Raw genomic sequence first — 22937 nt, forward strand, 5'->3', positions numbered from 1 at the left:
TTTATTTATTCTATTGTTTGTTTAACTTCACCACACTTCAGCATTGCATCACCAAAATATGGATTTCGAATTTTTTCTTCTTGACTTAACCAATACGCTCCTTTATTATTATCTGCCATAGGGCAAAATTCTACATATACCTTTTCATTGATACCAAAAAGTTGAATCGCATTTATGAAATGTGAAGATAAATGTTTAAAGTGATTTCTTTGCGTTTTAATGTTTTTAGAACTAGCTATGGAAGTTGCAGAAGATTTAATTTCAGTTTCAATAGTCATCCAATGATTATGTGCTTCTTCATTAAGTAATTTCATATCTACTTTACTTAAATTTGATAGTAATTTTGATGCATTTTGTGAACTACCTTTTATATCTTCATTTATTAAAGCGTCTTTTAAATTGATGTAGTTATTGTATATATCTCTTAGCTGTCCTTTAAACTTCTCTGACACTTTTAGTCGTTCATTCATTTTAGTTTCATTCATTTCGGTATTTGATAAATTCTTATCCATGCCTAAATGACCTTCATGACCTGTCACCGTTTTACCACCTTTCTTATTCATCATTGATTTTTTGCCTTGGAGTTGTGCGGCGGCATCAACTGTAAATGTACCATGAGTTACTATTTCGTTTCCAGAATATAAACCTTCTAAAACTTCATAAGAGTCTCCTATTTTATTTCCTAAAGAAACTTCTTTCATTTCAAATATTGGTTCGTTAGGATTTGTTTTTAGATAAACTACTGAACGTTCTCCTGTCCACAAAACAGAAGAAGAAGGAATAGTAAGTATTTCATTTGAAAGAGAATTTGTTGCTTTTACTTTTGCTGTAACAAACATACCTGGTTTAAAAATAGCTTCCTTATTATTTAAAACAACTCTTAATTTAACTGTTCTAGTTTTAGTATTTAAAATAGGGTCTATAAAATCTACTTTACCTTTAAATTCTTTATTAGGATACGCATTGGTTATTATATTAACTTCTTGACCTTTCTTGAATTGTTCTATTTGGTTTTCATATACATCAAAATTTGCCCAAACATTATTTAAATTAGCAATTTTAAGTAAAGGTTGACCTTGTTTAATGTAATCGCCTTGTTCTACTAATTTTTCCGTTACGGTCCCTGAAACAGTTGCATAAACTGGAAAATTCTCCATGACTTTTCTTGTTTTTTCTATTTGATTGATTTGATTTTCAGAGAGTTTCCATAATTTCAATTTATTACGGACTGCTTTGTATAAAGCAGGTTGAGATTCTTTTAAAGAAGCTGCTGTGATTAATTCTTGTTGTGCTGCATAGAGTTCTGGCGAATAAATGGTTGCCAATAATTGACCTTTACGAACTTCTTCGCCTGTAAAACTCACATTCAAACGTTCAATTCTTCCAGCGAAATAACTTACCTGTACTGCATTGGCTTCTTCGTTTTCAGCAATTTTACCAGATAACTTTATGGTGTTGCCTTCAACATTTCCCTTGCCTACAACAGTTGTTTGAATATTGGCTAATGCCATCGCATTTTCTGTTAGTTTAAATTGGTCTGCCATTAAGCCATCACTTCCGCTTTCCGCAGGAATTAAATCCATACCACAAATAGGACAATCGCCTGGTTCTGGTTGCATAATTTGTGGATGCATAGAACACGTCCACATTTGATTGGTTGCTGCAACCGCATCGTGATTATGGTCTGTTTCTTCATTTGTCGAGCCACCAAAAAGCAACCAACCCAATAACACACCTACTACGAGTATGCCAATATATATGACTATTTTATTATTTTTCATTCTCTAATCGTTTTATCATTGCTTTCATTTCTTCTATTTCTTTACGTTGTGCTTTTATAATGTCTTCTGCTAATTTTTTAACTTCTGGGTCTTGAATATCTGCTCTCTCACTTGTTAAAATAGCGATAGAATGATGTGGTATCATTGCTTTCATCCAAAGGACATCACCAATAATGGGTGCTTGTGTTCTTACCAACCCTAATGCACCAACAAACAGAATGAAACTACTTGCGAGTATTGCGATATTCTTCTTTTTATCATTATACATTTTTCGCATAAAAAACCACATTATTACTGCCATTGTTGAAATCCCTAAACACGTCATATAGAATCGTGTTAGACTAAACCATACGTGGTCTATGGAATAGGTGTTTAAATACATCGTTATGTACATTGCTACAAATGAGCAAGCCAACATTATAAAGAAGGTTTTGTAATTTCCTTTGTTTGAGTGTTCTTTTGAATTTTCCATATTTTTTGATTTTATAGTTAAACTTTTTACTTACTTAATTTTAATATCCTGAATGCACCTTGTATCACCAATCCAAATACAATGATTCCTATAATTAAATCTGGAATACCAGAATGCAGCCAATTGACTAAAACGCCTGCTGTAATTACGCCAAGATTTATTATAATATCGTTAGAGGTAAAAATCATACTGGCACGCATATGTGCTTCTTGACTTTTAGATTTTTGTAAGAGGTACAAGCAAATGCCATTTGCAATCAAAGCAAATACTGAAACTATAATCATTGTTGAAAATACAGGTAAAGCTTCATAGCCTAAAAATCTACGTATTACCTCAACGATTCCGATAATTGCAAGTGTTATCTGAAAATAGCCTGCATATTTTGCAATCCGTTTCTTTTTTAAAACTGTACCACCAACCGCTATTAAACTCAATCCGTAAACAAATGAATCTGCCAACATATCTAAACTATCAGCAACTAATCCCATTGATTTTGAAATAAGTCCTGTACTCATTTCGATAATAAAAAATGCAAAATTGATGATTAGAACTGTCCACAACAGTTTGGATTGACTCCTTGTAGATTCAGTAATAATTGTGTCTGTATCTTCTGAACTGATTAAACTTTCATTTAATTTTAATTCATTTAAGGCATTACCAATTTCATTTACATTTGAATTATGATATAGTGTTAAGATTCTTTCTTCTAAATTAAAATCAAGTTGTTTGATACCATCTATATCAGATAGCTTCATCTTAATTAGATTTTCTTCAGAAGGACAATCCATTTTTGATATTTTGAAAACTGTTTTCTGCATATAATTAAATGTTTTTTGTTCTTAATCGTAATGCGTTACCTATTACCGAAACCGAGCTAAAACTCATTGCTAAAGCTGCTATCATTGGCGAGAGTAGTATTCCGAAGAATGGAAACAACACACCTGCTGCAATAGGTACACCTAAAGTGTTGTAGATAAGTGCAAAAAATAGGTTTTGCTTAATGTTCTTCATTACAGCATTACTCAAATTTTTTGCTTTTACAATACCGTGTAAATCGCCTTTTACTAAAGTTATCATAGCACTTTCTATCGCTACATCTGTTCCTGTTCCCATTGCAATACCTACATCACTTTTTGCCAATGCTGGTGCATCATTAATACCATCACCTGCCATAGCAACCACTTTCCCTTTTTCTTGCAGTTTCTCTACTTCTTTGAGTTTATCTTCTGGTAGCATACTGGCTTTAAAATCTGCGAGATTAAGTTCTGATGCTACTGCTTTTGCAGTATCGTGATTATCGCCTGTAAGCATTATAACATCAATGCCTTTATCTTGAAGTGCTTTAATGGCTTTAGCACTTGTTTCTTTTATTTTATCGCCTATAACTACATATCCAACTACGGTTTCATCTATTGACAAATAAGAAACTGTTTTACCCTGTTCTTGGTAAGATTTAGCTTCGTCTTTCATTTTAGAAGTAATATCCGCTTTAGCATATTCCATCATTTTAGGATTACCTAATGCTACATTTTTTCCATCAATTTTAGCTTCAACACCTTTTCCTGTAACAGCACTAAAATCTTCGGACTTTAAAATTTCTGCGTTGTGTTCTTTGCCATATTTAACTGTCGCTTCTGCCAAAGGATGTTCACTATTGGTATTTAATGAAACGATGTATTGAAGTAGCTCATTTTTGTTTAAAGCATCATTAAAAGCTCCAACGGTTTCAACTGTTGGTTTTCCTTCGGTAATTGTTCCTGTCTTGTCAACGATAAGCGTATTTACCTTATCCATTTTTTCAAGAGCTTCAGCATTTTTAATCAATACACCATTTTGAGCACCTTTACCCACACCAACCATTACAGACATTGGTGTTGCTAAACCTAAAGCACAAGGACAAGCAATGATTAGTACTGCAATTGCATTGACAAACGCATACACATAAACTGGTTCTGGTCCCCAAATAGACCATACAATAAATGTGATAATAGAAATAAGAACTACAACTGGCACAAAATAGCCTGAAACTTTATCTGCTAAATTTTGAATAGGTGCACGACTTCTACTGGCATCATTAACCATATGAATGATTTGTGATAATAAAGTGTCACTTCCTACCTTTTCTGCTTTCATTAAAAAGGATTGATTCCCATTAATGGTTCCGCTACTTACTTTATCTTCTTGAGATTTGTTTACAGGAATAGGTTCGCCTGTAATCATAGATTCATCAATAGTTGTTTCGCCTTCAGTTATCACACCATCCACAGGAATTTTATCTCCTGGTTTCACTTTTAGAATATCATTAAGTTCTATCTCGTCAATACTGACTTCAACTTCTTCACCATCTACTATTTTTATGGCTTTATTAGGTGCTAATTTCAACAGTTCTTTTACTGCCGAATTGGTTTTACTATGTGCACGAGCTTCTAACAATTGACCTAAAAGCACTAACGTTAAAATCACAGTTGCTGCTTCAAAATAGACGTGAACTGCACCTGATTCTGTTTTAAATTGACTTGGAAATACGTCTGGAAAGAACATACCAAAAACACTAAACGACCACGCCACACCTGCACCAATCCCAATAAGTGTAAACATATTGAGATTCCAAGTCTTAATGCTTTTATAGGCACGTTCAAAGAACATCCAAGTGGCATAAAACACTACTGGAATTGATAATGCAAACTGAATCCAGTTCCAATATTTCTGTTCCATTATATCGTACAACGGATTGTTATTGAGCATTTCGCTCATAGCCATTAAGAAAATGGGCAAGGTAAATGCTGTGGCAATCCAAAATTTCTTTAATAGCTTTTTATACGTTTTTTCTTCTGCTGAACTATCTGCTTCCATTGGCACTAAATCCATCCCACAAATAGGACACGAACCTGCTTCGTCTTTGACAATTTCTGGATGCATCGGACACGTCCATTGTTCCTTTGAAGTTGCTGATAGATTTTGTTCTTCCACCAAATCCATTCCGCAAACAGGACAATCGCCTGGTTTATCATAAGTTTTATCGCCTTCGCAATGCATAGGACAATAAAATGTGCCTGTACCTTTAGGTTGCTTTTCCTTTTTAGCTTCTGAATGCTGATGGTGTTCACCTTGTTTATGAATGCTATATGTACCACCATCTTTTTTTAAGGCTTCTTGAAATGTTTCTATGGGAATATGTGATTCCATTTCTATGTTAGCTTCTGCCTTATCTAAATCGACTGTTGCTTTTGAAACACCTCCTACTTTAGAGAGCGTTTCCTCAACGTGACTGCGACAACCGTTGCAAGTCATTCCGTGTATGTGATATGTGTGTTTCATTGTTATAATTTTATTTAAAATCTAATTGAAAGTCCACCACCCCAACCATATCGGTTGTTATAATTCCCTTGAATTGAAAAATTTCGAGATAAGATGTACGATGCTCCAATTAACCATTGAGTTTCACCTTCATAAGAATTGTTGTTTTCTAAATCATTGACCCATCCAAAATCCGCTCTATACTCGTATTCTCCTTCGAGAAAAATTCTAGGAAAAATCAATAGTTCTCTGTCCAAACGTATTCTTGGGCGCAGTTGATGGTCCATACTCACATCCACATTAAATCTGTAAGGCGTGAAATATTTAACTCCAACTAATCCTACAGTATTAAATGTATCATAAGAATTTGGTGTAGAAGTTTCAGTATTTACACCTGCATACACACGTACCCAATCATTGAGATATCTGTTATAATTTACTTCTATCTCGGCATTTTGGTTATAATCAAACTCGGCACGTAGTCCAAATTCGTTACGAATGTTGCTTGACATCAATAAAAGTTCATTAAAGTTTGAACCTACACGTGCAGCTCCCCAAGAGTAATAATGGTCAGTTTCATCAATTAGTTTTTGAACTGGATAAGGTTTCATCCTTTCATCGCGTGGTGTATCATAGCTAAATACTCTTGCCATACCACCCATCATATGATATAACACGTGACAATGAAAGAACCAATCACCATATTCTTCGTTATAAAATTCGATGACCACTTTTTGCATAGGTGGTACATTGACGGTATGTTTTAATGGGGAACGTTCGCCATTTTCATTGATGACCCTAAAGTAATGTCCGTGTAAGTGCATTGGATGATGCATCATTGTTAGGTTATTCAAAGTAATTCTAGTAACCTCTCCACCTTTAATTTTAATTTTGTCTGTTTCCGAAAGTGGTATGCCATTCAAACTCCAAACATAACGTTGCATATTACCTGTTAGATTAAGTAAAAGGTCGGTTACAGGTATGTCTGCCTTATAAGTCGTGTTTTCTTTTGCCTTTAAAAAATCATAATTGAAATAGGTTTTACGTGTGTCATAATTAAATGAAGTGGTGTCCTTTTGCATCATCTTATGATTCATTGGCATCACATCCTTTTTCATTTCCATATTCATTTCATTCTCCATCTGTCCATCTTTCATATCCATATTCATCTTCATCCCATATTTCTGCATTAGGACTTCTGGTGTGTTACTGTTTTTATTTCCTACTAAAGCAGGTGCACCCATCTTCATATCCATTTTTGCCATTTGCTTCATCATAGCTACTTTATCTGGTCTGTCTATAACTGTTGCTGGATACAGTTTTCCGCTACCTAAACGAATGGACATATTACCAGAACCATCTTGTGCTGTTGCGGTAATTTCCAATGTGCCTTCTGGAATGGTTACAATCACATCATAGGTTTCGGCAATTGCAAAAAGAAATCGGTTTTTATATTTTGGTGTTACATCCACACCATCACTCGCTACAATCATCGGGTTACCACCACCAAAATCCAGCCAATAATAAGATGAAGCAGATGCATTAATAAAACGTAGTCGTACTTTTTCACCTGCTTTAAACTCTGGATATTCTGCAACTTTTTTACCATTGGCTAAAAACGCAGGATAGTAGATATCTGCAATATCTGCACCTTCCATTCTATCGCGCCAAAATTTGAATTGTGCGCCTAATGCATCTTCTTTTATAACTCTGCTTAATGGTACCGCTGTTCCTTTTTTTACCTGATACCACTCATTTCCTCGTTTAAGGTTTCGCAGTACATTTATTGGTTTTTCATTTGTCCAATCGGAAAGGACTACGACTAAATCCTTATCATAGTCCAAGGTCTTTTCTTTAGGATGAATGACTATTGAGCCATAAACTCCTTTTTGCTCTTGCAACATCGTGTGGGAATGATACCAATATGTGCCAGATTGGTTTATAGGTATTCTATATTGAAATGTAGTGTTTGGTTTTATAGGTGGCGTAGTTAAATAAGGTACACCATCATAAAAATTAGGAAGTATTAAACCGTGCCAATGTACAGAGGTTTCTTCATCCATTTTATTGGTTACGTTAATAATAGCGAGGTCACCTTCATTAAATTCTAATGTAGGACCTGGAATTCCACCATTAATTGTCATTCCTTTGGCGGTTACACCTGAAAGAGTTATTTCATTTTCTTCTATAGTAAGGTTATACTCTTGTATGTTTCGGCCTTCTTCTTTTCTATCTTGACCATTTGTACCAACTTGGGCAAATGCCATTGAAGTTAGAAACAAGAGAAATATTGTGTTAAATGTTTTCATTGTTTACTGAATTAAATAATTAATGATTGTACTTTGCACATAGTAGGTCTTCACAGATTCTATTTGGTTCATTTGAAACTTTAGCTGCAACTCTTGAATATCCAAAACATCATTAAAATCAATCGTTCCTGTTTCATAGCTTTTGATTAAAATGTCTTCTGCATCTTTGGCTTGCTGTAGGTTTTTGGTTTGGGTAGCATAACTTATTCTTGCAGAAATGCGTTCGTTATTCGCTTTGTCTAAAAGCGTTTCCAATGCATTTAAACGTTCCTGTTTTTGAGCAGTAATTTCCTGCTGTTGCAAATCATTTTGTTTGGTTTGGGATTTATATTTCTTATTGAAAATTGGGATAGATACCGAAACCATTGGCATTACAATATCCTTTCCGTTATCGCTGAAATCCATATTTGGTCTTTCAGCAACATTGATATAATCTAATCCAAAACCAATCATTGGACTACTTTCTTTTTGATTCAAAAGTTCCGATTTTTCAATAGATTGATACAGTTTATCAAACTTCAAGAGTTCAGGATGTACCGATAAATTTTCAGAATTAATTTCAAAATCTACTTCAGGAATGTCCAAACTATCGAATATTGTGATTTGAACATCATTTTCTCTATTTAAAAGATTATTAAGATAAGTTTGTTCTGATAAAAACTGTTGCTCTAATATTTCTTTTAATTGCTGTAAATCATTTTGGCGCATTTGCAAACGCAATACATCTACTGCTGAAGCTTTTCCTATTTCAACAGATGTTAAAGCCATTGTTTCATAAGTTTTTAATAACTTAATGTTTTCACCTAAAATATTTTGTTTTGCTTGATTAGTATATAAATTATAATATGATTGTGAGACCGAAGCCATTAATTTACGTTTAGCAATAACGATGTCTTGGTATTTTGTATCTGCTAATGATTTTACATAATTTTCTCTTGAAGTAATTGTACCAAACCACGGCAACATTTGTTTAGCGGATACCTTAAAACGCTGTGCACCTGTTCTTGTTTCAGGTTCACTAATAAAATATCCAACACCGAACTCAGTATTAGGAATCACATTAACCTCATTGACTTTTTCGGAAGCTATTTTGTATTGCAACTCAAATTTTTGAATTTCAGGATTATTTGCAAAGGCATCATCTATTAAAGACTGTAATTCTTGTGCTTGACTAAAATTACTTATGCCTACAAAAACAACTATAAAACTATATTTAATTAATATTTTCATAAATTCTTTTTTAAACCGTTGTGGATTTTGATTGAATTTTTAATTTCCTACCTGCAATAAATTCTTTTCTCCAACTGAATAATACAGGAACAATAAAGTAAGATGTGATATCGATTAGCATACCACCAAAAATTGGAATAGACATCGGTATCATTATATCACTACCTTTTCCAGTAGAAGTTAGAACTGGTAATAATGCCAATATGGTTGTAACTGTTGTCATTAAACACGGTCTAATTCGCTTTGAAGCCGCTTCTAAAGTAGAATTTCTAATTTCTGGAATAGTAGTTGGATCATTTTGACTAAAAGTTTGTGTTAAGTAGGTTGCCATAACCACACCATCATCAGTAGCAATACCAAAGAGAGCAATAAAACCAACCCAAACCGCAACACTTAAGTTAATGGTTTTCATATTGAACAATTCCCTAAGATTTTCTCCAAAGAAATTAAAGTTTAAAAACCAATCTTGACCATACAACCAAATCATGACAAAACCACCTGCAAAGGCAACTGTTATACCAGAAAACACCATTAAAGTAGTGGCTACGGAACGAAACTGGAAATAAAGAATTAAAAAGATTACTATTAATGCTAAAGGAACAATAACCGATAAAGTTTTTTCGGCACGTAATTGGTTTTCATAAGTTCCTGTAAACTTATAACTGATACCATGAGGAATAATTAATTCTCCAGAATCAATTTTACTTTGAATTAAAGCTTGTGCATTTTCTACTACATTCACTTCTGCAAAACCATCCAATTTATCGAATAAAACATAGCCTACTAAAAAAGTATCTTCACTTTTTATTACTTGTGGACCTTGTTCATAACGAATAGATGCTACTTCTTTTAATGGAACAGGACTTCCTTTTTCAACAGGGACATAAATTTGTTCTAAATCTGTTGGGTTATCTCTTAACTCTCTTGGATAGCGTACACGAATACCATAACGCTCTCTACCTTCAACAGTTTGTGTTAACACCATTCCTCCTACGGCTACTTTAAGTACATTTTGAACTTTTTCAATGCTTACACCATAACGCGCTATTTTCTCTCTATCAATATCTATTAACAAATAAGGTTTCCCTACAATTCTATCTGCAAAAACGGCTTCATCTTTAACACCCTCAGCTTCTTTTAAGATATTCTCTAATTGTATCCCAAAAGCTTCGATTTGTTTTAAACCTTGACCTTTAATTTTAATTCCCATTGGTGCTCTCATACCAGTTTGAAGCATTACCAATCGGGTTTCAATAGGCTGAAGCTTAGGTGCAGAAGTTACGCCAGGTAATTTGGTCACTTTTACAATTTCGTTCCAAATATCATCTGGTGATTGTATTTCAGGTCTCCAATTTCGATAGAACTCTCCATTATCATCTTCGATTAGTTGAGTACTTTCGATTGCACTTAAAGTTACATTTTCAGTATTATTTGGGTTTGCTATTAAACGACCGTCTTTTAATTCAAATAAACCATCATTATTTACTTTGTATCGCTGACGAATTCCATTTTCATTCAGCATAAATTCTGGTTTATACTGAATAATGTTTTCATACATCGATAAAGGAGCAGGGTCTAAAGCAGATTCCGTTCTACCTGCTTTACCCACCACAGTTTCAATTTCAGGAATACTTGCGACTGCCATATCCAACTGTTGTAACACTCGTTTATTTTCTTCAACTCCTGAGTGTGGCATGGAAGTAGGCATTAACAGAAAAGAACCCTCGTTTAGTGAAGGCATAAACTCTTTACCTGTATTTTTATAAATATAGAAGCCAAATATTAATAATGTAACGGGAATTGTTAAGAAAAGTAATCTATTGGCTAATGCCCATTTTAATATTCTAGTATAGTAACTTTTAAAGACTGAAAAGGTTCCTAACAAACCAAAACAGATAATAGCCACAAATAAAAGATTCCAAAAAACACTTTTATCAACCCCAAGAGGTCTCCAATATTCCGCTAATAAAAAAATTATGGCTAAAGCTGAAAGGTAAATATTGTAAGTAGTAGCTTTTTGACTGCTTAGTTTATCTCTAAGTTTTAAATAACCTAGAATACCAAAACCTATTAGTGCAATACCCATCCATTGTCCTAATATCATTGTTAATACACCTAATCCTATTAAAATTATATTGAAGAAATAACTTAGTCGTTTTGTTACATTCATTTTCTTAAAAAAGAAAGCAGCAAAAGGAGGTATAAGAAATAATGCTATTATTAACGAAGCTGTTAGTGCAAAAGTTTTAGTAAATGCTAATGGTCTGAATAATTTACCTTCAGCACCAATCATCGTAAATACAGGGATAAAACTAATGATTGTTGTCATTACTGCTGTAACAATTGCTCCTGATACTTCAGCAGTAGCATTGTATACAATTTGATTAATGGATAGATTTTTATTATCTTCATCTAAATGCCTTATGATGTTTTCGGAGAGAATAACACCTACATCTACCATTGTTCCAATCGCAATGGCAATTCCGGATAAGGCTACTATATTCGCATCTATACCAAAGAATTTCATTGCAATGAAAACCATTAAAACAGCAACCGGTAATAATCCAGAAATTAAAATTGAAGCTCTCATATTAAACACCATCACCACGATTACTAAAATAGTAATGAGAATTTCTAAAGTTAAAGCTTCATTTAGTGTTCCTAATGTTTCTTGTATCAATTCAGTTCTATCGTAAAAAGGAACTATAGTTACTTGAGAAGTTCTACCATCGCTTAATTTTTTTGCGGGTAACCCTGAACTTAATTCTTTGATTTGATCTTTTACATTATTAATTACTTCTAAAGGATTTGCGCCATAACGAGCTACGATAACTCCACCTACAACTTCTGCACCTTCTTTATCTAAAATACCACGTCGGGTTGCAGGACCCAGAGAAACTTTTGCTATATCTTTAATTTTAATAGCGGTGAAGTCTTCTGAATTTACTACAGCATTTTCAATATCTGATAAAGATTTTACATATCCTAAACCACGTACTAAGTATTCTGCTTGATTAATCTCTAAAGTTTGAGCGCCAATATCTTTATTGCTTTCTTTTATTGCCTTTACAACATGGTTTAGCCTAATATTGTATTGACGCATTAATTCAGGATTTACATCAACTTGGTATTCTTGTACATAGCCTCCAATTGAAGCTACTTCAGAAACACCACTTGCCGAAGAAAGTGCATATTTTACATAGTAATCTTGAATACTTCTTAATTCATGTAAATCCCAACCTCCTGTAACATTACCGTTTTCGTCACGACCTTCCAATGTGTACCAAAATATTTGACCTAATCCAGTTGCATCTGGACCTAAAGCTGGATTAACTCCATCTGGTAATAAACCACTAGGTAATGAATTGAGCTTTTCTAGAATACGACTACGACTCCAATAAAATTCAATATCTTCTTCAAAAATGATATATATACTTGAAAAGCCAAACATAGATGAACTACGAATGGTTTTTACTCCTGGAATACCTAATAAGGAAGTAGTAAGTGGATACGTGATTTGGTCTTCAATATCTTGTGGAGAACGACCATCCCATTTTGTAAATACAATTTGTTGATTTTCTCCAATATCTGGAATAGCATCAACAGCTACAGGATTATTAGGTAAAAAACCAGTATCCCAATTGAAAGGAGCGTTTACTATTCCCCATCCTACAAAAAGAATAAGTGTTAGTACTGCTACTAATTTATTTTCTATTAAAAATTTTATGCTTTTATTTAGCATGATTTAGATTTTAAAACGGTTAGACATAGTATTTTGAATATACCGAATACAAAAATTCTCCCAACAATATATATCTATGGGATAAATTTGTCTATGTTTAAAATCAAATTAAGTACGTTTCGTCAATTTTGTAGATTTGCCTTATAACGAGTGGCGGTTTGTATTCTTCAAAAGAAAAAACCCTTCTATTTTCTTCAATAAATAGATTGTAATATGAGTATACAAATGATGTAATGAAAACTTTTTGTTCAAATGAAATTTTGTCTACAGATTTTTGAACTTCATCCTGACCATCATGTATTAATTGTTTTTCATCACAACAATTTTTTTTATTAATTGAGCAATCGCTGTTTTCTGGTTTTTCCATTTCCATCCCACAGCCTTTAGTTTTATGGAAGAATGCGGTTTCTACTAAATTTCCACCACAATAATGCATATTTATTGAAAATGACATTGTAGAGAATAACAATACAAAAGCCATTGCTAAAGACATTATTTTATGGAAAAATTGCTTCATATCTATTTGCAAAGGTATAAAATTTTAATCATTATCATTTTAATTAACAGTTTTTTTAAAAAAAATCACTTATATTAAAGTATAAAAACAATTAGTTAATTGAGTTAACTTTTAATAAATTTACAGTTCAAAAATATTAACGATCGCGTAAGCTGTTAATCTTGGAAATAGAAAACTAGGAATCTTCTAAACAAACCAATGAATTAATAGGCTTACGCCCGTGCATGATACTTGCGTGGGCGTAGTCTTCTGTTTGTTGGGTCTCCTAGTACCTCTATTTCGGTTGGCTAATGTCTCACGCATTTTATTTATGCATATTATGGAAGATTTAATCAAAAAAACTTACAAAGTTTTACAACCAGTAATTAATCAATTGTTGTTTGAAAAAACTAACAATCCTCATTTTAGGGAAGATAAAGTAAACCTTTCAGATAAGTTTTCTAATCTTATTAAAAAGAAACATAACAAATCATTTCTTAGAGAATCAACAAGTCATTCGGTAGAAACAATTATGAATATATTTTCTTCATTAGAAGAGAATGAAAGGTTGTCAATATTAAAAATTATGATGAGTGATTTAGAATTTAAAACATATATAATGTTTAAGTATTTAAGTGTAAATGAAAAGAGTATTGATAATCTAGAGATGCTACCTAATTTGGTTGATGAAGAAATAATAAGATATGGAAGAACTGGAAAGTTAAACGTATTTGTAGTACTCTATTTTGAAAATTTCTTTGAAGACATTTATAATTATAATTTTTCTGAACAAACTATTATTACCGAAAAAGAATATCAAGAAATTTTAGACCAATATTTACAAGCTAAAACATTAGTTTAAGTTTTATAGATTACTTTTAAATAATTCAATATGATTGACAGAACAACCCTTTTATCATTAATTAGTTGTCTTGAACTAAGACATACTATTGAAGAACATGAATTGTCTATAATGGAAAATTATTTATGGATTGAAACTGGAATTCGTGAAGAGTATCCGCTAACATTCCATCAATTAAAAACTTGGAATAAACTTAATAATTATTTAGTCATTAAGGCAAATACAACTTTAGATAGAGAAGCTGAATTATGGGGAAAAGGATTTCGAGGTAGAACGCATATTGAGATTGCAAATGCTGAAATTTGGGAACAAATTCAATTAGAAATAGGACCTCTTGAACTGTTTTTTGATGAAAATGTATTCACTTTTGAAGATTTAAACATTTCATTTATTAAAAATGAAACTGAAACAAATAGATTAAAACCAACTTATATAGAAACTACAGAAGCAGATATATTTGAAGAAATGTCAAATTATCTTCTCCCAAATGACGATGATTTAGATGATTATGACCTAGATAACAATCCAATGATTGAATCTAAGAGTTAGTTGTTTTTATCACATTAAATGAATAATGCTTTATCTTATTTGGTTTGGGAGTTGGATTAATTCGATTGTACTTTTTATTGTCATTACATCAAAAATCCCGGCTTTAGTTGGAATTAGTATTATTTTGCCATATCATTCATTTTTATTCCATTCTCTGTATGCTTTTAAAGCTTTTGGGTTATCTTTAAAAAAACTGTCTATATGAATAAAAACACTTTTCCTGCCTAGTTCAAATGCTTCTTCTTTAGCATTCAAATTTGTTCTAAATTGAAGATAATTAATTGAAATACTTATCATTATAATACTTAAGCATACAAGAAATGACAAACCTATCCAATTTGGAACATTATTTGACTTTGTTTTCCCATCTGTTTGAATTCTAAGTTTTTCTATATCGTGATTTAACTGCTTTAAAAATTGAGAAAAAATACTTTCAATTTTTGAGGAGTCTATTATAAGTTTTGTGTTATGTATTTTATTGGATTCTTCTTTAAGTTTTGAGATATTTTGTTCAAAAATTTTAATTTCATCCATTAATAATGCTGTGATTTCTTCTATTTTAGCCATAATTAAATTCTACGTTTATTTGTTTTAAAATTTGTTCTCCCTTTTTCCTCTTTATGTTTAATTAAATTGTTTATAGATAGACTTCTATGCACTTCACTTCCTTTAAATGATTTGTTTATAAATTCATATCTAAAGCCTTGCAGTTTACTCTTATTATTAATAACAGGTTTAACTTTTATTCCACTTTTTTCAAGTTCATCGATGTAGATACTACAATTTTTAATATCAAAAAAAGCAAAGGCTTCATCGTGTTTAACCTTAATAAAATTTCTAATATCCTTATCATTTTCAAGTTTTTCCTCAATGACTTCTTTAACTGTTTTTAGTCCTAATTTTAAAGCTACAATTTCAGCGATTTTCTGGGTTTTTTTACCAATAAAACTATCATTGTAAGCATTTCCATTGAAATCAATTCTATTAACATATAAGTGAATGTGCTTATGTTTCTTATCTTCATGCACAAAAGCTATTGATTGATGATTAATCAATTTCATTTCAGAGATAAAACATGAAGTAATTTTATTTAATTCTGTTATACTTAATTTTTCACCATCTTCTATAGTCGGACTAAGAACAAAACTAAAAGTGTTTCGTTTACAATTTGAGTTCATCGATTGAATGATTTTGAATTCATCGGTTACTTCAGTTGGAGATATACATGCTAAATTATTTTTAAATACAATTTGTGAGCGTTTTTCCTGATTCCATCCATATAGAATGGATGCTTTTGTATGTGATATAGATTTACCTTTACCTATCATTTTTGAAAGTTTTTTAGATGAGTTCTGATTTCATCTGCCAGTTCATTTACTTTTTGATGTAATAAAGGGTCTTTATTTTTAATTAAATTCCCTATACTTTTAAAGTTATTATGATATTTAATTAACATTTTATAAAATTCAATATGCTCTTGATTTAATTTTTCAACTATTGTTTTGTCAAGTGCTGAATTTCTACAAAAATCACTTACAGTTAAACCTGATTTTTGAGCTTTAATTTTAATTAACTTTTTATCAAAAAGAGAACATCTAAATTCGATTTTAACATTTTTCATTAATTCCTTTTTCTTTTGCGACCGAAGGGAGAAAAAGCAAGATTTGTCCTGACAAGGACACATCTTGAAAACTCAACGCAACGGTAAGTTTGTTAAATAGTCATTTAAGTCTTTAAAACCTTTATAAAACACCCTACAATCTTTTGCATTTTTGAATTTCTCTAGTGTCAACATCGTTTGTTGATTTCCTGCTTCATCATTATCAAAATACAGTTCGATTCCATCATATTTTGATAAAATTTCGTCACATCGATTGATTAATGTTATTGAATTAAGAACAAGAAAATCACTATCTAATTTGAAAGCATTTTTGAATGATAAGTAATCGAAGAAACCTTCAAAAACTCTTAATTTGTTTTTATAACCTTTTACCAATAGCGTGACATCTTTTTTACCAATACATATTTTAGAATATTTAGAACGAATTTCAAATCCGTCAGTATTATTTTTGAAACCAATACCGAAATACTTTTTATTATTAATTTGAAAATGAACTTCTTTTAAATTTGGTTCATCTTCATACAGGTAAATTTTTCTATTTTCTAGATATTCCTTTAAAGCGAAATGTTGAATATCAATTACTTTATTTATTTTAATTGTTGTATCTTTTTTAGCATCATTTTTCACTAAAGCTTTTTGCTTTTGAAAAGAAAAAATAGAAATTTCATCATCAAAATCTTCTAAAAAATGTAAAGTTTCTGAGATTGAAAAATGATACATTTCGATGATTAAATCGACTAAATTTCCTCCTTTTTGAATACCATGGTCATACCATTTATTTATTTTAGTATTAACTTTAAACGAAGATGTTTTTTCTTCACGGAAAGGACTTAAATACCAAGAATCATTACCTCTAATTTTTGAGGGTAAATGATTCAATTTTTGAAGTACAAATTCTATAGGAATTTGCTTTGCTTTTTCAATATTCATAGAAATAAAAAATTTTGAGTTTTTTTTGATGCAGTGATGCAAAACCCTGTAATTAATTGATTTTAAAAAACTTACCTTGCATCACTTCTGCATCATTGCATCAAACTATTTTCATTTTCTGCATCACTCTTGCATCAAAAAGGGAGTTTTTCAGGTTTGATGCAAATTTTGATGCAGACTAAGTTTTTGTTATTCAATACTTTAACCTATTCTTGCATCACTGCATCAAAAATTTTAGAAAAAAAATCTCGATTTATAGTATAAAATCTACCTCGCCTACCAATAGTTGTAAACTCTCCATGTGATAAAAGTTCGATTCCTTGATAAGATTTTGTGTTATTTTCAGGTTCTAAATTCCACTTCTTTAATATCTTTCTTATTTCATTAGCAGAACCTATATACAACTTTGGATTATACTTTTTAAGCATTAGAAATATTTCTCCTGGAGCGAGATATAATTCCTCATCTTCAGTTTTATCAAAGCACTCATTAATAAATTCAATTAAGGCTAATTCAATTTTATTGTTACTGATTAAACGAAGCAAAGAATCGGTCATAATTTGTTCGCGAGTAAACCACATTCTTGTTTTTTGTTTACTCTTATATTCTCGAGTTAATAAGTATTTTAAGAAATAAGGAATTTCTTCTTTGAGTTTAGTCAAAAAGTGAACGTCTTCCGATTTTAAGGGTCTAACTTTTCTAATCCAAAATCGAATTTCTTCTTCGTCAATCTGAATGAAATTATCCTCATTATTGGAACAAAGTATAAACTTGGCAAAAAATTCAATTTCTTGTCTGTCTTTTCCTTTCGCTTCTACTTTATCCTTATCAGTTGTAGAAAGGTATTTTAAACGCTCTGTAATCTCTTTTCTATCAAAAAACACTTCATCAATAGCCACTAGAACCATGCTTGCCCAATCGCTATTAAATTGAGAACTAAAAGCATCTCCTTTGATGTATGTCATATTCAAACTAAAAATAGATTTCATCCATTTAATGAATGAACTTTTACCTGTAGCCCTTTCTTTACTTATCAAACAAAGAATTGGTAAAGTTTGAGTTGGTTTTTCGTAAAGTATTTTAATGTAATCTAATCCAAACTCATAATGTTCACCAAAAACATGACGAATAAAATTGAGAGAATTCGGAATATTATTTTCCAATTGTTGTAAAGTAAGTTTTTCATCTATTGGCTTTACATCAAGTTCATTATAGGTATTGTAAAAATTTTCAATAATTAAATTATACTCCAAATGGTTTGGAATACAACAAAAACCATCTAATTTTAAAATTTTCTCCAGGAATGATTTTCCGTGATCGGTAATAATGGTATCTCGATTCCATTTTACCATCACTTTTACCTTATCTCCTGAAATAAGTGGTTTATCAATAATTTTATAGTAGGATGTTCCTACACGAATATAGGGAATATCTAAATTCATAAATAATACAATTTATTCGTATATTTGTAGTTCATATACGAAGGTTAATAAATGAAAAAGACAAGCACAGAATGGCAGTTCTATGCTTGTCTTTTGTATTTTAAAGATTTCACTTCGTTCAAAGAATCAAACAGCTCTTCATGTCTGATTAACTTTCTTCTTCCTATAAAAGTAGCTTTTATATTACCTCTATTAATGTGGTTGTTAATAGTCTGCTTATCTACTTTTAAAATAGCAGCAGCTTCTTTTACTGTATAAAGTTTATTAGATAAGTCTTCTTTGGGTGTAGTCAAAATTTGTTTAACCATACCTTTCAATTCATTTAATTCTGAATGAATTGCTTCAAATGGATTTGTGTGTGTCATAACATTGCATTTTTAAATTCCTTGCAATGTTACACTTGGATATACTTTACATAACTTTATGTAGATTCAGATAAAGTAAATTTTATATGTAAAAATACTTTTTAAGAGTTAATATCCCTAAATTTTTCTTGAATTTCCTTAAACCTTTCGTAATGAAGTGAATGATTACAAACTTCTTTAATAGACTTTATTTTTGCTTTTCCATCCTTCCAAATAAATAAATTATTTGCCGTTTGACTAAAATGTGATTCAGAGAAATTATCAAACTCAAATGAACCATTAATTTGCCTTAATAATTCAGAATTGCTGATTTTTTTATCAAAAATATAGTATTGAACATATAAAAAAAGAATTGCAAAATCAGTTTTAGAATTTAAATTTAATTCAGAAATGACAAAATTAATTTTTTTCTTTAATTTTTTCTCAACCAATTCTTCATTAGTATAAGGCATTACCTTATCATGTGTTCCTAATTCAATCTCGATTTTTTTTACTGATCGACTTGGGTTAATCAAAATAATCTTTTTTATTAAGGGGATAATAAATAAAAAAGTAAGAATTCCGTATAAAAAGACATAATATAAATAATAAGAATTTTGGTCTCGGATATTCCAAAAATGAATTGAAGCAAATAAATAAATTAATGCTAATAAAAACATACTTGATTCCACATCAAATGAATTTAAATTTTTAGCAATTTTATCCTTTATCATACAACTTTCATTTTAAGTTCAACATTAAATACTTCCTCTACAGCTTCTTTAGTCTGATTATCATCAACTTGGTAATACTGATTTAAAGTTTTCATATCAGTATGCCCTGTGATTCTACCAATTAATTTATCACTTTTCCCTTCTCTTTTCATCATCGTAATGAAAGTTCTTCTAGCCGTATGAGTACTTATACGATTATAAAACTCTAATTCTTCCTTAATATTTTCTTTACCACGCGTAGTGATTTTTTGAACCTTATGATTATATTCTAATTCTTTAAAAACCTCTTTGATATATTCATTTTGCTTTTGGTTAGCTATTAAAGGGAGTTTAAAATTATACTTCTTCAAAATAAATTTTGATATAGTTGTCAACGGAATATTTCGAGCTGGTTTATTCGTGTCTTTATCTTCTTTTAGTAAAATTTCGGAATCGGTAACATTACTTTTTGAAATTAAAGACAATTCACCAAAACGCATTCCTGTAACACAGGCAAAAACAAACACATCCCTTACTTTTTCAAGTCTTTCGCTTCCAAAATCATGCTCCATTAATTTTTGCAAGTCTTCCAATGTTAAAGCAACTTGGTTCGTAATTACTCTCTCAACTTTTTTAAATTCGATAAAAGTGTTATTGAAAGTGTATTTATTTTTCATAGCCCAAAACATAAAAGTTTTGAACAGCCCTAGATTACGGGCATAGGTGTTGTTTATATGTTTTAAATCATCCATACAATAAGAGGTAAACTCTCGATGAAAAGAATGATTAATTGCACTAAAAGTTAGTTTGAAATTTCTTTTTTCTTCAAAGTTTTTTAAAATATTTTTGATATTATTATATCTTTTGATTGTTGCTTCAGACCATTCTTTCCCCTTTTTTTTCTCTTCCATAAATATATCATACGCATCGAAAAATATATTTTTACCTTTCAAGGTCTTTTTGAAAAAATCATCAAATTCTTTCTTTAAAATTTTTGAAGTGAGTGGTTCATTTATCCTTTTATACAAACTATCAGTTTCTAACAGTAAATCAGAATATCTCCCTATCTGCTTTTTAATAGTACTTGCGAATTTATCCTTTTTTTGCCCTTTTAAAATAGGACTATTTGTTTCAAAATTCCAATGAATTGGCAGTATTTTCTCACCTGTAGAATACACAAACTTCTTATTTTCTTCTTTAAAATAAGTCGCAAAAAATATTGTCGTTGGCTTGTCTGACTTCGGTTTATCTAAATAAAAAAAGTATTTCATGTAATAATTTTTACTGACAATTTAACTGACAGTTTTAATATATTTAGTTATAAAATTGAGATATAAACAAATATAAAAAAAAATTGTATATCTTTGTAAAACAGAGGTTTTTAACATTATAACAAATATTAGAAGATATAAAGTTCGATTCTCTCCGACTCCACAAAAAAGAAAGTCATAAGGCTTTCTTTTTTTTATTAACAAATCATTACAAAAAAAATATTTGCTCAATTTTTAACTTTACATACATTTGTACAAGAAATGAGCAAAACAAAGTTTAAATATTTAGTTTCTATTATCACATTGTTGTTATGTGTGAACTTTCTTGGTTTTACATTAGGAACTAATTATATAAACCAACCCTCAATTGCAACTATTCAAAATCAAAATGGTCCGCAAAAACGTACATTTAATTCAGCTCATAACATTCTTGCCAAAATTCAAACCGATAAAGATGAAACTGATGAGGATGTTGAAGAAGAATTAGAAGAATATTTCAATAAAGATTTAAATTCATTCAATTATTTTTCTCATTTCACTAAATCTATTGCTAATAAAAGTTTGATTAGCAGTAAATTTGGCTCTAAATCTCATCCCTACAATTCTTTAAATACACTCTATATAATCTTTAGAGTATTTCGACTTTGATTTTTAATTTGAAAGCTTAACCGCTATCGTTTTTTTATGCTTAATTATTTTATAAAAAAATAATTATCCTGCATTGATACGCTATTGTATCATCTAAAAATCAAATTAAAATATAAGTAGAAATGATAAATAAGAAAAATCTCATTTTATTGATTTTAAGTATTGTATTACTTAATACGAGTTGTAATTCTCATAAAGAACATAAAGAAGAACATACCAAATTTGCAATAACAAATCCTGTAAAAAAAGATACTGTTATTGACAGAAAATATGTTGCACAAATTCATGCAATAAAACATATCGAATTAAGAGCTTTAGAAAGAGGTTATCTCCAAAGTATTTATGTTGACGAAGGACAATCACTTACACAAGGGCAACGCATGTTTAAGATTATGCCAAATGTTTATGAATCTGATTTACAAAAATACCAAGCTGAAGCTGAAATTGCTGGAATTGAATACCTTAACACAAAAAAATTAGCAGACAAAAACGTTGTATCTCAAAATGAACTAGCGTTAGCTAAAGCAAAACTTGATAAAGCAAAAGCAGAAGTAAAGTTAGCTCAAACACATTTAAACTTTACAAATGTTAATGCACCTTTCGCAGGAATTATGGACCACCTACATGTAAGAGAGGGAAGTTTGTTAGATGAAGGCGAATTATTAACTACTATTTCTGACAATAGTAAAATGTGGGTATATTTTAATGTTCCTGAAGCTGAATATTTGAATTATGCTTTGAACAAAACAAATAAAAACCCTTTAAAAGTTCATTTAGAATTAGCAAACGGACAATTCTTTAATCATGAAGGTATTGTAGAAACTATTGAAGGAGAGTTTAACAACGAAACGGGTAATATTGCTTTTAGAGCAACTTTTCAAAATCCTGATAGAATCTTACGTCATGGAGAAACTGGTAATATTGTAGTAAAAAATCGTTATGAAAACGCAATTTTAATTCCTCAAAAAGCAACTTTTGAAGTTTTAGATAAAAAATATGTATTTGTTATTGACAAAGATAATGTGGTACACCAACGCGAAATTCAATTAGCTGAATTAGAATTACCATATTTATTCATAGTAACAAAAGGATTAAATGAGAACGATAAAATTCTTTTAGATGGTATTCGTAAAGTAAAAAATGGGGAAAAAATAGCGACTGAATATAAAAGCCCTAAGGAAGTAATGTCTTCACTTGAACTTTACGCAGAGTAATTAACTTAAAAATATA

The 22937-nt window shown here is 30.6% G+C and carries 20 protein-coding genes; 4 read left to right on the forward strand and 16 right to left on the reverse strand.

The annotated features are described in order from the left end of the window. Window positions 1-5: 5 nt before the first annotated feature. The 8 genes from KK2020170_RS11585 to KK2020170_RS11620 form a co-directional block, all read right to left on the reverse strand. On the reverse strand, window positions 6-1781 hold the full coding sequence (locus tag KK2020170_RS11585) for an efflux RND transporter periplasmic adaptor subunit (RefSeq protein WP_221258484.1): 1776 nt from the start codon (window positions 1779-1781) through the stop codon (window positions 6-8). Next, window positions 1771-2253, reverse strand: a complete 483-nt coding sequence (locus KK2020170_RS11590; RefSeq protein ID WP_036122983.1) for a DUF305 domain-containing protein — start codon at window positions 2251-2253, stop codon at window positions 1771-1773. Before KK2020170_RS11590 ends, KK2020170_RS11585 begins: the two co-directional genes overlap by 11 nt. 26 nt (window positions 2254-2279) lie before the next feature. Next, complete coding sequence (locus KK2020170_RS11595; RefSeq protein ID WP_027879802.1) at window positions 2280-3071, reverse strand: cation efflux transmembrane domain-containing protein; 792 nt, start codon at window positions 3069-3071, stop codon at window positions 2280-2282. Window positions 3072-3075: 4 nt separating this feature from the next. Beyond that, the gene (locus KK2020170_RS11600; protein ID WP_221258485.1) at window positions 3076-5571 is read right to left on the reverse strand and encodes a heavy metal translocating P-type ATPase; all 2496 of its coding nucleotides are present in this window, start codon (window positions 5569-5571) and stop codon (window positions 3076-3078) included. 14 nt (window positions 5572-5585) lie between these two features. Further along, window positions 5586-7859 carry a multicopper oxidase domain-containing protein gene (locus KK2020170_RS11605; protein ID WP_036122979.1) on the reverse strand — a complete coding sequence of 758 codons (2274 nt, stop codon included), beginning with the start codon at window positions 7857-7859 and terminating at the stop codon, window positions 5586-5588. 3 nt (window positions 7860-7862) lie between these two features. Beyond that, complete coding sequence (locus KK2020170_RS11610; RefSeq protein WP_221258486.1) at window positions 7863-9089, reverse strand: TolC family protein; 1227 nt, start codon at window positions 9087-9089, stop codon at window positions 7863-7865. A gap of 10 nt (window positions 9090-9099) precedes the next feature. Next, on the reverse strand, window positions 9100-12831 hold the full coding sequence (locus KK2020170_RS11615) for an efflux RND transporter permease subunit (RefSeq protein ID WP_221258487.1): 3732 nt from the start codon (window positions 12829-12831) through the stop codon (window positions 9100-9102). A gap of 103 nt (window positions 12832-12934) precedes the next feature. Then, entirely contained in the window at window positions 12935-13348 is a 414-nt protein-coding gene (locus tag KK2020170_RS11620) for an HYC_CC_PP family protein (RefSeq protein ID WP_221258488.1), read from the reverse strand. Between the two features lie 319 nt (window positions 13349-13667). Between KK2020170_RS11620 and KK2020170_RS11625 the strand changes: the two genes are divergently transcribed. Together KK2020170_RS11625 and KK2020170_RS11630 are read left to right on the forward strand one after the other, a co-directional pair. Further along, entirely contained in the window at window positions 13668-14189 is a 522-nt protein-coding gene (locus tag KK2020170_RS11625; RefSeq protein ID WP_221258489.1) for a hypothetical protein, read from the forward strand. Window positions 14190-14219: 30 nt separating this feature from the next. Then, window positions 14220-14738 carry a hypothetical protein gene (locus KK2020170_RS11630; protein WP_221258490.1) on the forward strand — a complete coding sequence of 173 codons (519 nt, stop codon included), beginning with the start codon at window positions 14220-14222 and terminating at the stop codon, window positions 14736-14738. A gap of 132 nt (window positions 14739-14870) precedes the next feature. Here the strand turns inward: KK2020170_RS11630 and KK2020170_RS11635 are convergent, their stop codons facing one another. The 8 genes from KK2020170_RS11635 to KK2020170_RS11670 form a co-directional block, all read right to left on the reverse strand. Continuing rightward, entirely contained in the window at window positions 14871-15305 is a 435-nt protein-coding gene (locus KK2020170_RS11635) for a DUF6730 family protein (RefSeq protein ID WP_221258491.1), read from the reverse strand. 2 nt (window positions 15306-15307) lie between these two features. Then, entirely contained in the window at window positions 15308-16066 is a 759-nt protein-coding gene (locus tag KK2020170_RS11640; RefSeq protein ID WP_221258492.1) for a relaxase/mobilization nuclease domain-containing protein, read from the reverse strand. Then, window positions 16063-16359 (reverse strand): mobilization protein MbpA, encoded by a 297-nt coding sequence (gene mbpA, locus KK2020170_RS11645; protein WP_221258493.1) that lies wholly within the window; start codon window positions 16357-16359, stop codon window positions 16063-16065. The genes KK2020170_RS11640 and mbpA overlap by 4 nt, the downstream gene beginning before the upstream one ends. Window positions 16360-16431: 72 nt before the next feature. Next, the gene (locus KK2020170_RS11650) at window positions 16432-17289 is read right to left on the reverse strand and encodes a toprim domain-containing protein (RefSeq protein ID WP_221258494.1); all 858 of its coding nucleotides are present in this window, start codon (window positions 17287-17289) and stop codon (window positions 16432-16434) included. A gap of 206 nt (window positions 17290-17495) precedes the next feature. After that, complete coding sequence (locus KK2020170_RS11655) at window positions 17496-18731, reverse strand: DUF5906 domain-containing protein (RefSeq protein WP_221258495.1); 1236 nt, start codon at window positions 18729-18731, stop codon at window positions 17496-17498. A gap of 80 nt (window positions 18732-18811) precedes the next feature. Continuing rightward, window positions 18812-19096, reverse strand: a complete 285-nt coding sequence (locus tag KK2020170_RS11660) for a helix-turn-helix domain-containing protein (RefSeq protein ID WP_221258496.1) — start codon at window positions 19094-19096, stop codon at window positions 18812-18814. Window positions 19097-19197: 101 nt separating this feature from the next. Continuing rightward, complete coding sequence (locus KK2020170_RS11665) at window positions 19198-19809, reverse strand: hypothetical protein (protein ID WP_221258497.1); 612 nt, start codon at window positions 19807-19809, stop codon at window positions 19198-19200. Further along, on the reverse strand, window positions 19806-21059 hold the full coding sequence (locus KK2020170_RS11670; protein WP_221258498.1) for a tyrosine-type recombinase/integrase: 1254 nt from the start codon (window positions 21057-21059) through the stop codon (window positions 19806-19808). Before KK2020170_RS11670 ends, KK2020170_RS11665 begins: the two co-directional genes overlap by 4 nt. Window positions 21060-21320: 261 nt before the next feature. Here KK2020170_RS11670 and KK2020170_RS11675 point away from each other — a divergent pair, with 261 nt between their 5' ends. Next, the gene (locus KK2020170_RS11675) at window positions 21321-21707 is read left to right on the forward strand and encodes a hypothetical protein (protein ID WP_221258499.1); all 387 of its coding nucleotides are present in this window, start codon (window positions 21321-21323) and stop codon (window positions 21705-21707) included. A 122-nt stretch (window positions 21708-21829) separates the two neighbouring features. Further along, complete coding sequence (locus KK2020170_RS11680; protein ID WP_221258500.1) at window positions 21830-22921, forward strand: efflux RND transporter periplasmic adaptor subunit; 1092 nt, start codon at window positions 21830-21832, stop codon at window positions 22919-22921. Window positions 22922-22937 lie beyond the last annotated feature (16 nt).

It is taken from the genome of Flavobacterium okayamense (assembly GCF_019702945.1).
In the GTDB taxonomy this organism is placed as follows: domain Bacteria; phylum Bacteroidota; class Bacteroidia; order Flavobacteriales; family Flavobacteriaceae; genus Flavobacterium; species Flavobacterium okayamense.

Coding starts and splice junctions, on each gene's coding strand:
- KK2020170_RS11585 (WP_221258484.1), bottom strand. CDS start 1,781: ATGAAAAATAATAAAATAGTCATATATATTGGCATACTCGTAGTAGGT.
- KK2020170_RS11590 (WP_036122983.1), bottom strand. CDS start 2,253: ATGGAAAATTCAAAAGAACACTCAAACAAAGGAAATTACAAAACCTTC.
- KK2020170_RS11595 (WP_027879802.1), bottom strand. CDS start 3,071: ATGCAGAAAACAGTTTTCAAAATATCAAAAATGGATTGTCCTTCTGAA.
- KK2020170_RS11600 (WP_221258485.1), bottom strand. CDS start 5,571: ATGAAACACACATATCACATACACGGAATGACTTGCAACGGTTGTCGC.
- KK2020170_RS11605 (WP_036122979.1), bottom strand. CDS start 7,859: ATGAAAACATTTAACACAATATTTCTCTTGTTTCTAACTTCAATGGCA.
- KK2020170_RS11610 (WP_221258486.1), bottom strand. CDS start 9,089: ATGAAAATATTAATTAAATATAGTTTTATAGTTGTTTTTGTAGGCATA.
- KK2020170_RS11615 (WP_221258487.1), bottom strand. CDS start 12,831: ATGCTAAATAAAAGCATAAAATTTTTAATAGAAAATAAATTAGTAGCA.
- KK2020170_RS11620 (WP_221258488.1), bottom strand. CDS start 13,348: ATGAAGCAATTTTTCCATAAAATAATGTCTTTAGCAATGGCTTTTGTA.
- KK2020170_RS11625 (WP_221258489.1), top strand. CDS start 13,668: ATGGAAGATTTAATCAAAAAAACTTACAAAGTTTTACAACCAGTAATT.
- KK2020170_RS11630 (WP_221258490.1), top strand. CDS start 14,220: ATGATTGACAGAACAACCCTTTTATCATTAATTAGTTGTCTTGAACTA.
- KK2020170_RS11635 (WP_221258491.1), bottom strand. CDS start 15,305: ATGGCTAAAATAGAAGAAATCACAGCATTATTAATGGATGAAATTAAA.
- KK2020170_RS11640 (WP_221258492.1), bottom strand. CDS start 16,066: ATGATAGGTAAAGGTAAATCTATATCACATACAAAAGCATCCATTCTA.
- mbpA (WP_221258493.1), bottom strand. CDS start 16,359: ATGAAAAATGTTAAAATCGAATTTAGATGTTCTCTTTTTGATAAAAAG.
- KK2020170_RS11650 (WP_221258494.1), bottom strand. CDS start 17,289: ATGAATATTGAAAAAGCAAAGCAAATTCCTATAGAATTTGTACTTCAA.
- KK2020170_RS11655 (WP_221258495.1), bottom strand. CDS start 18,731: ATGAATTTAGATATTCCCTATATTCGTGTAGGAACATCCTACTATAAA.
- KK2020170_RS11660 (WP_221258496.1), bottom strand. CDS start 19,096: ATGACACACACAAATCCATTTGAAGCAATTCATTCAGAATTAAATGAA.
- KK2020170_RS11665 (WP_221258497.1), bottom strand. CDS start 19,809: ATGATAAAGGATAAAATTGCTAAAAATTTAAATTCATTTGATGTGGAA.
- KK2020170_RS11670 (WP_221258498.1), bottom strand. CDS start 21,059: ATGAAATACTTTTTTTATTTAGATAAACCGAAGTCAGACAAGCCAACG.
- KK2020170_RS11675 (WP_221258499.1), top strand. CDS start 21,321: ATGAGCAAAACAAAGTTTAAATATTTAGTTTCTATTATCACATTGTTG.
- KK2020170_RS11680 (WP_221258500.1), top strand. CDS start 21,830: ATGATAAATAAGAAAAATCTCATTTTATTGATTTTAAGTATTGTATTA.